General features: G+C 71.6%; 11 protein-coding genes and 1 pseudogene. 5 read left to right on the top strand and 7 right to left on the bottom strand.

All coding sequences use genetic code 11. The annotated features are described in order from the left end of the window. Both BHU15_RS31640 and BHU15_RS31635 read left to right on the top strand, forming a co-directional pair. A partial coding sequence (locus tag BHU15_RS31640; RefSeq protein ID WP_069630268.1) for a serine hydrolase domain-containing protein occupies positions 1 to 906 on the top strand: 906 nt, incomplete at its 5' end. A gap of 111 nt (positions 907 to 1,017) precedes the next feature. Next, positions 1,018 to 1,434, top strand: a complete 417-nt coding sequence (locus BHU15_RS31635) for a hypothetical protein (RefSeq protein ID WP_069630267.1) — start codon at positions 1,018 to 1,020, stop codon at positions 1,432 to 1,434. An 11-nt stretch (positions 1,435 to 1,445) separates the two neighbouring features. On the opposite strand, the pseudogene BHU15_RS38745 reads toward BHU15_RS31635, so the two are convergent. From BHU15_RS38745 to BHU15_RS31605, 5 genes and pseudogenes are all read right to left on the bottom strand, one after another. Next, a pseudogene (locus tag BHU15_RS38745) lies at positions 1,446 to 2,317 on the bottom strand (IS5 family transposase). Between the two features lie 20 nt (positions 2,318 to 2,337). After that, positions 2,338 to 3,012, bottom strand: coding sequence for a response regulator transcription factor (locus BHU15_RS31620; RefSeq protein ID WP_069630265.1), 675 nt, complete (start codon positions 3,010 to 3,012; stop codon positions 2,338 to 2,340). Further along, positions 3,000 to 4,244 carry a sensor histidine kinase gene (locus BHU15_RS31615; protein ID WP_069630270.1) on the bottom strand — a complete coding sequence of 415 codons (1,245 nt, stop codon included), beginning with the start codon at positions 4,242 to 4,244 and terminating at the stop codon, positions 3,000 to 3,002. Before BHU15_RS31615 ends, BHU15_RS31620 begins: the two co-directional genes overlap by 13 nt. Before the next feature lie 153 nt (positions 4,245 to 4,397). Beyond that, positions 4,398 to 5,060: a response regulator transcription factor gene (locus tag BHU15_RS31610; protein WP_280634933.1), complete on the bottom strand. Its 663-nt coding sequence runs from the start codon at positions 5,058 to 5,060 to the stop codon at positions 4,398 to 4,400. Then, a complete protein-coding gene (locus BHU15_RS31605) occupies positions 5,057 to 6,304 on the bottom strand; it encodes a sensor histidine kinase (protein ID WP_218028088.1) in 1,248 nt (415 codons plus the stop codon). The genes BHU15_RS31610 and BHU15_RS31605 overlap by 4 nt, the downstream gene beginning before the upstream one ends. A 132-nt stretch (positions 6,305 to 6,436) precedes the next feature. On the opposite strand from BHU15_RS31605, the gene BHU15_RS31600 reads away from it, so the two are divergent. Beyond that, a complete protein-coding gene (locus tag BHU15_RS31600) occupies positions 6,437 to 7,369 on the top strand; it encodes an ATP-binding cassette domain-containing protein (protein WP_069630263.1) in 933 nt (310 codons plus the stop codon). After that, a complete protein-coding gene (locus tag BHU15_RS31595) occupies positions 7,366 to 8,214 on the top strand; it encodes an ABC transporter permease (protein ID WP_069630262.1) in 849 nt (282 codons plus the stop codon). The genes BHU15_RS31600 and BHU15_RS31595 overlap by 4 nt, the downstream gene beginning before the upstream one ends. A gap of 16 nt (positions 8,215 to 8,230) precedes the next feature. Here the strand turns inward: BHU15_RS31595 and BHU15_RS31590 are convergent, their stop codons facing one another. Beyond that, a complete protein-coding gene (locus BHU15_RS31590; protein ID WP_069630261.1) occupies positions 8,231 to 9,019 on the bottom strand; it encodes an SDR family oxidoreductase in 789 nt (262 codons plus the stop codon). A gap of 122 nt (positions 9,020 to 9,141) precedes the next feature. Between BHU15_RS31590 and BHU15_RS31585 the strand changes: the two genes are divergently transcribed. Next, positions 9,142 to 9,729, top strand: a complete 588-nt coding sequence (locus tag BHU15_RS31585) for a TetR/AcrR family transcriptional regulator (protein ID WP_069630260.1) — start codon at positions 9,142 to 9,144, stop codon at positions 9,727 to 9,729. Positions 9,730 to 9,745: 16 nt separating this feature from the next. Here the strand turns inward: BHU15_RS31585 and BHU15_RS31580 are convergent, their stop codons facing one another. Continuing rightward, positions 9,746 to 10,774: a zinc-binding alcohol dehydrogenase family protein gene (locus BHU15_RS31580; protein WP_069630259.1), complete on the bottom strand. Its 1,029-nt coding sequence runs from the start codon at positions 10,772 to 10,774 to the stop codon at positions 9,746 to 9,748. Positions 10,775 to 10,909 lie beyond the last annotated feature (135 nt).

Below are 10,909 nucleotides of genomic sequence, written 5' to 3'. Positions count from 1 at the left end.
GCGCCGCGCGGCGCCGACGACCGGTTCCGGATCGCCAGCATCACCAAGACGTTCGTGGCGACCGTCATGCTCCAACTGGAGTCGGAGGGACGGCTCGACCTCGACGACTCGGTCGAGACCTGGCTCCCCGGAGTCGTACGGGGCCATGGTCACGACGGCCGGAAGATCACCGTACGGCAGCTGCTCAACCACACCAGCGGTGTCTTCGACTTCCTCGACGACCCGGTGTACGAGAAGAAATACCTCACCGACTTCGTCAAGAACCGCCTTCTGACGCGGACCCCGCAAGAGGCGCTGGACGCCGCCCTGGCCCATGCGCCGACCTTCGCGCCCGGCACCGACCACGCGTACTCCAACACCAACTACGTGCTGGCCGCGCTGATCATGGAGCGGGTCACGGGGCACACGTACGAGTACGAGGTACGCACCCGGATCATCCAACCGCTCCGGCTGCGGGCCACCGTCCTGCCCGGCGACAGCGCACTGATGCCGAAGCCGAGCGGGCGGGCGTACTCGAAGATCGGCGAGAGCGGCGACGGGGCCAGGATCTACGACGTCACCCACCAGAACGCCTCCCAGACCTGGGCCGAGGGCGACATGATCTCCAGCGCCGGCGACCTGAACCGGTTCTTCGGCGCGCTGATGCGCGGCGAGCTGCTGAAGCCGCAGCAGTTGAAGGCGATGAAGACGACCGTCTTCGACTCCGGCTACGGACTGGGCATCGAGAAGCTCACGGCGAGCTGCGGGAAGGAGCTCTGGGGCCACGGCGGCGGCTGGGTCGGCTCGCTCTCGTACGCCGCGACGACGGAGGACGGGCGCCACTCGTTCGCCCTCAACCTCAACGGGGACTGGGACGCCAGTGGGGTGGGGGCGGTGCTGGTGGCCGAGTTCTGCGACGCGCCCTAGGCCGTTTCGTTCGGATCACCGAACCCTTGGCATGTGAGGGCGATCGTCGAGTGCGGCGCCTCCGCCGACATCTGTAGCCTGGCGGCACTGTAGGCCGAGGGGGAGCTGACCGTGGAGAACATCCTGGCCGTGGCCATCGGGGCCGCTATCGGACTCATAGGGGCGGTGTTCGGTTCGTGGTTCACCGCGCGCCGACAAGACCGCATGTGGCTCCGCGAACAGAAGCTCAAAGCCGGGATCGGCTTCAACACGGCCGTAGTTCAGCTACTGGACTACCTGAAGGAAACACAGCTGAGCGGCGACGGTCCCGGAGCCAATGAGTTGGCGAATCAGATGCAGGAAGCACGCTCGGCTCTCTACCTGCTCTGTGCCAGCGACACCGTCGATCTCGCCGATGCTCTAGCGCATCGGGTCTGGAGCACCCGGCCCACCGACGGCAGGAACGACCGCCGGGCCGAGTTCCGAGAGACGTTGGACCTCCTGCGCCGCTTCACCCATCAGCTCCGGCAAGAGATCGCCAGATCGTAGTCCCCATTGGATCACCGGGCGGACCAGAGGAAGATGCCTGCGATGTGGAGTCCGGCCAGGTAGATGGTGGCGGTCTTCTCATATCGAGTGGCGATGCCTCGCCACTGCTTCAAGCGGTTGATGCACCACTCGACGGTATTGCGCTGCTTGTAGGCGTCACGATCGAAGGCCGGTGGTCTGCCACCTCGGCTGCCGCGACGGAGTCGGTGACCTTGCTGGTCGGCCGGGACGGGGATCACCGCTCGGATGCCGCGCTTGCGCAGGTGCTCGCGGATCGCGCGGGAGGAGTATGCCTTGTCGGCCAGGACCGCGTCCGGCCTGGTCCGGGGGCGTCCGCGGCGCCTGGGAACGCGCAGGCGGGCCATGACATCGATGAAGGCGGGTGCGTCGCCGGCTTGTCCGGCAGTGAGAACGAAGGCCAGGGGGCGGCAGCGGGTGTCGGCGGCGAGGTGGATCTTCGTGGTCAGTCCGCCACGGGACCGTCCGATGGCGTGGTCGTCGGGCTCGTCAGCTGGGGCCCTTTTTTGCGAGCCCCGGCGGCATGCTGGTGGGCCCGCACGATGGTGGAGTCCACCGAGACGGCCCAGTTCAGGTCGTCTTCGGCGTCGGCCTGGGCCATCAGCGTCGTGAACACCCGCTCTCAGGTGCCGTCGATGGCCCACATCCGCGGCCGGTTGTAGACGCCTCGCCAATTGCCGTACTTCTCCGGCAGGTAAACCCACTGCGTTCCGGTCTGGAACTTGAAGGCGATGGCGTCGATCACCTCGCGGTGATCCCTCCACCGGCCACCCCGTTTCGGCGTCCTGTCCGGGAGCAACGGCTCGATCCGCGGCCACTGCGCTTCAGTCAACGGCACACCCGGGCCAACGACCGGATGATCCAAACGAAACTGCCTAGGGATACTCAGGCCGTCTCGCCGCGCAGATGCGCCAGCACCGCGAGCACGCGCCGGTTGCCCTCCGTCGGGTCGAGGTCCAGCTTCATGAAGATGTTCCCGGCGTGCTTGACCACCGACGCCTCTGTCACCGTCAGCCGCTGCGCGATCGTCTGGTTGTTGAGACCCTCCGCCATCAGCCCCAGGACTTCCCGCTCGCGCGGCGTGAGCCGGCGCAGCGGGCGGCTCTGGGCGTGCTGGACGAGCAGCACCCGTACGACCTCGGGGTCGATGACCGTCTGCCCGACGGCGACCCGCCGAATCGCGTCCAGGAACTCGGAGACCTCACCGACCCGGTCCTTGAGCAGATAGCCGAGTCCGGCGGCCTCCGCCCCGCCGCTGCCGCCGAAGAGCTGGGTCGCGTACGCCGTCGCGACGTACTGCGACAGTACGAGCACCGGCAGCCCGGGGTGCCTGGCCCGTAGCTCCAGCGCGGCCCGCAGCCCCTCGTCGTGCTGGCCCGGCGGCATCCGCACATCGGTGATCACCAGGTCGGGGAGGGTGGGCCGGGCGTCGTCCACGGCGCGCGCCAGCGCCTGCGCGTCGCCGACGGCGGCGATCACCTCGTGTCCGCCACGGGTCAGCAGCTCGGTGAGCCCCGCCCGCAGCAGTACGGAGTCTTCCGCCAGCACTACGCGGAGCACGGCACCTCCACGCCGACCCGCGTCGGGCCGCCCACCGGACTGGACACCACGAGTCTGCCTTTCAGGATCGCCACACGGTCCGCGAGACCTTGCAGCCCCGCGCCGGCGGAGGGGACCGCCCCGCCGCGGCCATTGTCGGTGATCGCGAGGGTGAGTGTGCCGCGCTTGAGTCTGCCGACGACCGTCAGCTGAGTGGCGCCGCTGTGCTTGGCCGCGTTCGTCAGCGCCTCGGTGACCGTGAAGTACGCGACCGTCTCCACCGCGTCCGGCAGCCGGCGCGGGAGATCGATGTCGACGTCGACCGGGATCGGACTGCGCAGCGCGATCTCCGCGACGGCGGCGTCCAGCCCGTGGTCGGTCAGGACCTGCGGGTAGATGCCGCGTACCAGGTCACGCAGTTGCGTCAGCGCGAGCCGCGCCTCACCCCGGGCGCGCGAGACCAGTTCCGTGGCCGGCGAACCGCTCTCCCGCAGTTCCAGCTCGGCAAGTCCCAACGTCATGGTCAGGGCGACCAGTTGTGCTTGCGCCCCGTCGTGCAGATCGCGCTCGATACGGCGCCGCTCCGCCTCGAACGCGTCGGCCAGCCGGGCGCGCGACCGGGTCAGCTCGACGACCTGACGCTCCTCGTCGCGCGGCGACAGCACGAACACCGCCGTCTTGACCTGCGCCCCGGCCAGCAGGCCCGCGGCGTACGCGCACAGGACGAGGGCGAGCAGCCCGGCCGCGGTGGCGGGCAGGGCGTGCAGCGGGCTCTCGACCGGCCGCCCCGGAATGATCATCACGTCCTCGGGGCCCGCGTTCGAGACGATGAGCGGCGCCGCCAGCAGGACGACGGCGAACGTCAGCCCGATCGCGAGGGCGAGTCCCACACACACCTGGACGGGTGCGAAGACGACGACGTAGCCGAGTTCGCGCCACGTCGCCCGCTCCCGCAGCCGGGTACGCAGCCGGCCCCGGCGGCCCGCTCCGACCAGCGAACGGTGCGGATTCGGCACCGGCACCGGCTCGACCAGCCGCATCCGGCGCCGTTCGACGGCGGCGGCCGGGACACCGAAGGTGGCGGCCAGCATCAGCACGAGATCCACGCCGATGACGGACAGCAGCAGACCGGACACGGCCAGGGCCGCGAGGAGGAGCAGGGAGGCGAGGCCGGTGAGCGCCCCGCCCAGCAGATGCGCCCAGACCCGCCAGGGCCAGCTCGACAGGATGAAGCGCTGCGGGGGCTGCCTCATGGCGCGCCACACGGTGACACCGGGCACGGCGTCGGCATCCGTCCCCGTTCCCGTCCCCGTTCCCGTCTCTTCCTCTGTTTTTGATGTCTCCGGTCGTTGTGGCACCTGGCCAGCGTACGGAGGGGCGCGCGGGACCCTCGCGGAGTGTGCCGCTCAGCCGGGCGGGGCCACCAGTCCCGTCTCGTACGCCAGGATCACGAGCTGCACCCGGTCGCGGGCGTCGAGTTTGGCCAGCAGCCGGGTCAGATACGTCTTGGCGGTGGCCACGCTGATGGACAGCTCGGTCGCGATCTCGGTGTTGGACAGCCCGCTGCCGACGAGCACCAGCACCTCGCGCTCCCGGTCGGTGATGCCGGTGACCGGCGGCCGGGGCGGGGCCGACGCGGGGCGGCCCGCGAACTCCTTGATCAGACGGCGGGTGACGCTCGGCGCGATCAGACCGTCGCCGCTCGCGACCACCCGGATCGCGGCGAGGATGTCGTCCAGCGCCATGTCCTTGACGAGAAAGCCCGCCGCGCCCGCGCGCAGCGCGCCGTACACGTAATCGTCCTCGTCGAACGTCGTCAGCACGATGACATGCGTGGTGCCGGGACCGGTGGTGATCTGCCGGGTCGCACCGATGCCGTCCGTGCCGGGCATGCGGATGTCCATCACCACGACGTCGGGGGCGAGTTCGGCGACCAGCCGGACGGCCTCGGCGCCGGTGCCCGCCTCGCCGACGACGTCGAGGTCGGGGGCGTCGGTGATGACCATACGCAGGGCGGCGCGGACGAGGGGCTGGTCGTCGGCGAGTACGACGCGTACGGGGGCGGTCACGCGCGGGCCCCCGCCACGGGTACGGGTACGGGCACCGGCAGTCGGGCCGTCACCCGGAAACCGCCGGCGGGGCGCGGCCCGGCCGCGAAGTCGCCGTGCAGCAACGTCGCGCGCTCCCGCATACCCACCAGGCCCCAGCCGGTGCCCCTGCCGCGCTGCCGGACGCCCCGCCCGTCGTCGGTGATCTCGATCGACAGCTCCTCGGTCCGGCTGCTGTCGACGGTGACGCGGCAGGACGGGGTGCCCGCGTGCCGTACGACGTTGGTGACCGCCTCCTGGATGATGCGGTACGCCGAGATGTCGATCTCCGGTGGCAGCGGGCGCGGTTCACCGTGCCACCGCACATCGACACGGACCCCGGCGGCCGTCGTCGTCGCGGCCAGCCGGTCGACGTCCGCGAGTCCGAGCGCGGGATCCAGCGGCGCGGCGTGCGCCAACTCCGCCGCGTACCCGGGGCCTTCGGGCTCCGCCTGGCGCAGGGCGCCGAGCATGCGGCGCAGCCCCGCCAGCGTCTCGCGCCCGGCGTTCTCGATACTGCTCAGCGCCTCACGCGCGGCGACCGGCTGGGTCTCGATGACGCGCGCCGCGGCGCCCGCCTGGAGGGCGATGATGCCGATGCTGTGCGCGACCGTGTCGTGCATCTCGCGCGCGATCCGCAGCCGCTCGGCGGTCACCGCCCGCGCCGCCGCCTGGACGCGGGACTGCTCGGCGTACTCCCGGGCCTGGTGCGTCGAGTTGCCGATGAGCCAGGCGATGACCACCGTCATGGCGACGGCCGTCTCCGCCGACATGCCGACGTTCCAGCCGTGCAGCATCCGGACGCCCAGATAGCCGACGAGGGTGCCGAGCGCCATCGCGGCGGCGACGAGTCCGGTCCGGCGTGGCCGGGTCGACGCGACGAAGAACAGCGCGACGTCGACCGCCAGGAACTGCGCGAGCGGGATCTCCCCCACGCTCAGCGGCGTCGTCGCGAGGACGGCGGCGCCGAGGAGCAGGGCCGTCCCGAACAGCGGGCGCCCCGCCAGTCGTCGGCCGCCCGCCACCGCCAGGCAGGTGGCGACGGCCAGCATGGCCAGGCCGTCCCAGCGGTAGATCAGGACGCCCGCGAGCACCGCGGGCTCCTCCTCGCCGGGCAGCCTGAGCCGCACGAGGAAGGTGAACACCGCGCCCGCCGCCCACGCGAGGGCGACCCAGACGCTCGGCTGTACCCGCTTGAGCAGCGGCATTGGCGGCATGGCGTGCATGCGCCGATCGTAACGACGCGGGCCGCGCCGGTCGTCCGGCCGTGGTCGTACACCCGTGGTCGACACCGGGCGGCGGGATTGTCGGCGCCGGTCCGACGACGTACGGGGGAGCGCGCCGCCACCGTTGGCCGGGTGATCGAAGTCAACGAACTGACCAAACGCTACGGCACGACCACCGCCGTCAAGAACCTCAGCTTCACCGTCCGGCCCGGACTCGTCACCGGGTTCCTCGGACCCAACGGGGCAGGCAAGAGCACCACCCTGCGGATGATCCTCGGCCTGAACGAGCCCACCGGCGGCTCGGTCACCGTCGACGGCCGCCCGTTCCGGGACCGGCCGCGCGGGCTGCGGCACGTGGGCGCGCTGCTCGACGCGAGCGACGTGCACGGCGGGCGTACCGCCGCCGCGCACCTCGCGGCGCTGGCCCGCGGCAACCGCATCCCGCGTGCGCGGGTGGACGAGGTGCTGCGGGAGGTCGGGCTGACGGCCGCAGCCCGGCGCCGTATCGGCGGGTTCTCGCTCGGTATGAAGCAGCGGCTCGGTATCGCGGGCACGCTGCTCGGCGATCCGCCGGTGCTGCTGTTCGACGAGCCGCTCAACGGCCTTGATCCGGAGGGGGTGAAGTGGGTACGGGGCCTGTTCCGGCGGCTGGCCGCCGAGGGCCGCACGGTGTTCGTCTCCAGCCATCTGATGACCGAGATGGAGAGCACGGCGGACGAGTTGGTCGTCATCGGCCGTGGCGAGCTGATCGCGGCGGAGAGCCTGGCGGACTTCGCGGCGCGCGGGACGCGGGCGAGCGTGACCGTACGGACCCGGGCGGGCGCGGCGCTGACGGAGCTGCTGACGGCGCAAGGCGGGGACGTACGACCGCTGGCGGCCGACGGGCCCGGTGAACGCTTCGCCGTAACCGGCCTGAGCAGTGCGCGCGTTGCCGAACTCGCCTTCGAACACCGCCTGCTGCTGGACGAGTTGACCGCCGGCCGGTCCTCGCTGGAGGAGGCGTTCATGGAACTCACGGCGGACAGCGTCGAGTACGGCGCGACAGAACAGGGAGCCCCCCGATGACCGCGACCGCAACCGCGACCGTAGACGTCTCCGAACCGGCCGCCCGCTTCCGTGACCTCCTCGCCGCCGAATGGCTCAAGCTGTGGTCGCTGCGCTCGACGGTGTGGGCGTACGTGATCGGCACCCTCGTCGTCGTCGGGTTCAACGTGGGGGCCACGTACGACCGTTACCGCTACTGGACCGCGCGCAACGCGGCGGACCGGGCCGACTTCATCGCCGACGGGATCGCGCACCAGTACGCGTACACCACCAACGCGGGCACGATCATGATGCTCGCCGCCGGTGCCATCGGGGCCGTCGCGATCACCGGCGAGTACGGCACCGGGCTGATCCGTACGACGTTCGCCGCCGTCCCCGCCCGCCGCTCGGTGATGGCGGCCAAGGTGGGTGTGCTCGCGCTGGTCATGACTGGGTACGGGGCGGTCGTCGCCGCCCTCTCGTTCTGGCTGTCCCAGGCGATCCTGGCCCGCCGCGACGCGGGCGTGTCCATCGGCGACCCGGGCTCCCTGCGGCTGGTCGCGGCCTCGGCGCTGCTGGCACCGGTGTGCGGGCTCGCGGGCATGGCCATCGGGGTGCTGCTGAGGCACGGCGGGGCGGCGATCGTCACGGTCGTCGTGGTGCTGCTGGTCGTGCCGCTGGTCTTCGCCGACGACCGGCACTGGGCGGCCGTCGTGGACCACGCCCTGCCCAGCTCCGCGTGGATGCGTCTGGTCGACGTCCGGTACGACCCGGGCGTGGGCATCCCGTTCCCCTGGACGGTGGGCGGGGCGTGGACGGTGTTCGCGCTGTGGGCGCTCGGGGCGGCGGCGGTGGCGGTGTTCGCGGCGCCGCGCCGCGACCAGTGACCCTCAGGCCGTGACGTCAGGCGGTCTTGACCGCGCCCCCGTCGATGAGATGGTCCGCCCCGGTGGTGCTGCCCGCGAGGGGTGAGGCGAGGTACGCGACGAGGGCGGCGACCTCCTCGGGCCGTACCAGCCGGCCCGTCACCATCCCCATGGCGGCGGGGAGTTGGGCCAGGAGCTGTTCGTGTTCCACGCCCATCGACCGGGCCAGAGCGGCACCGTAACCCTCGGGGCTCTCCCACATGTCGGTCCGTACGGCGCCCGGCGAGACGGTGTTGACCCGCACTCCGGCCGGTCCGAACTCCTCGGCCAGCGCCTTGCCGAACGCGGTCAGCGCCGCCTTGGCCGTCGTGTACGGCACGGGGCCCGCGTGCGGCGTACGGGCGCCGTTGGACGAGATGGTGACGAGGGCGCCCCGGCGCTCGACGAGCGAGGGCAGCGCGGCGCGGGTGGTGCGTACGGCGGCCAGGAAGTTCAGGTCGAACATCTGCTGCCACTGCTCGTCGTCGAAGGAGAGGAAGCCGCCGGTCGCCCCGTCCACGCTGTCGCCGCCGCCGACGTTGTTGACGAGGACGTCGATGTCGGTGAGTTCGGCCCTGGCCCGTTCGACGAGCCGGGCGGGGCCGTCGGCCGTGGACAGGTCGGCCGATATCGCGATCGCGCCGGTGGCCTTGAGCGCGGGGGTGAGGTTCCGGGCGGCGGCCACGACGCGCATGCCCTCGCCGACGAGCGCGGTGACGACGGCGAGTCCGATGCCACGGCTCGCGCCGGTGACGAGGGCGGTCCTGCCGGCCAGTTGCAGATCCATCGCGTTCTCCCATGCTGGAAAACCAAGTCATTCCCGATGCGAAAACGATAGAACATGCAACATCGATGTTGCAACTATCGGGGAAACGGCAACCACCCCGTACTGCCCCGTACTCTTCGGCCATGGCTGAAGAGAAGAAGCCGAAGCCCTTGAGGGCGGACGCGGAGCGGACCGTACAGACGATCCTGACCGCCGCCGAGCGCGTACTGAGCGCCAATCCGGCGGCGACGATGGAGCAGATCGCCGAGGCGGCGGGGGTCGCGCGTACGACGGTCCACCGGCGGTTCGCGACACGTGAGGCGCTGGTCGAAGCCCTGATCGCGTGGGCGACCCGGCAGTTCCACGAAGCGGTGGTGAACGCCTCGGTCACCGCGCCGCCGCTGGTCACCCTCTACCAGGTGACCGCCAACGTCCTGCGGGTGAAGATCAATTGGGGCTTCGCGATGAGCGGGACGACTCCGCAGGACCCGGAGGTGGCCCGGGTCCACGCCGACGTACTCGAACGGTGCCACGCCCTCTTCCTGCGCGCCCGCGCCTCCGGCGTCCTGCGTCCGGACGCCGACCTGCTCTGGGTCCGTCAGGTGTACTACGCGCTGATCCACGAGGCGGCGCGGAACCGCGCGGACGACCTGTCCGACGGCGACGTCGACGCGCTGGCCACGCTGGTGGTCGACACCCTGCTGCACGGGGTCGGCGGCGCGAACCGCTGAGACGCGGGCCGGAGGGTCAGTCGGGTACGAGGACGGCGGCGCCGTCGACACGGTCCGCCGCGAGGTCGGCGAGCGCCCGGTCCGCCCGGCTCATGGGGTACGGACTGACGGTGACCTGGATGCCGATCCGATCGGCGAGAGCCAGGAACTCGCGTCCGTCCTGCCGGGTGTTGGAGGTGACGCTGCGCAGGTCGCGCTCCTGGAAGAGATGGCGCTGGTAGTTCAGCGACGGGATGTCGGAGAGGTGGATGCCCGCGACGGCGAGCGTGCCGGAGCGGTCGAGTGCTTCCAGCGCGACCGGCACCAGGTCGCCGACCGGGGCGAACAGGATCGCCGAGTCCAGCGGCTCGGGCGGCCGGTCGTACGCGTCACCGGCCGAGGCGGCGCCCAGGGCGAGCGCCAGTTCACGGGCCCGCGCCGACCTGGTCAGCGCGTGGACGGTGGCCCCTTCGGCGAGGGCGACCTGGGCCGCCAGATGCGCCGACGCACCGAAGCCGTAGATACCGAGCCGCCCGCCCTCGGGCAGGGCGCTGCGGCGCAGCGCGCGGTAACCGATGATCCCGGCGCACAGGAGCGGCGCGAGCGAGGCGGCGTCGCGACCGTCCGGAAGCGGATAGGCGAAGGCCGCCGGCACCACCGCCAGATCGGCGAAACCGCCGTCCGCGTCCCACCCCGTGTAGGTGGACCGGGGACAGAGATTCTCCTGCCCGGCCCGGCAGTAACGGCACACCCCACAGGTCCCACGCAACCAGGCCCCACCGGCACGGTCCCCGACCCGGAACGACTCCACCGCCTCCCCGACGGCGACCACGCGCCCGACGATCTCATGGCCGGGAACGGTCGACGGCCGACGGGGCGGCAGATCACCCTCGGCCAGATGCAAATCGGTCCGGCACACCCCACACGCCTCAACCCGCACCAACAACTCCCCGGCCCCCGGCGGCCCAGCCCGCCGCCGAACCCGGACGAGCGGCCCACTCCGAACGGGCCCCGGCCTCTCAACGGCCCAGCCATTCGTTGTCCGAGCGGACGCGCCAAACGTCATGCTCCAAGCCTGCGCCGCCCGAGCGACCGGGGCAAACGCATCCGAGCCACGGCACCCACATCACAAAAGACCGCACCCGCTCCCCAGGCCGCCGAGAGAGGCGGCCGCGATGGGGCGGGTGCGGTCTTTTGTGAT

The organism is Streptomyces niveus (assembly GCF_001723055.1).
Lineage (GTDB): Bacteria > Actinomycetota > Actinomycetes > Streptomycetales > Streptomycetaceae > Streptomyces > Streptomyces niveus.
This window is presented reverse-complemented; position numbering and strand designations above follow the sequence as displayed.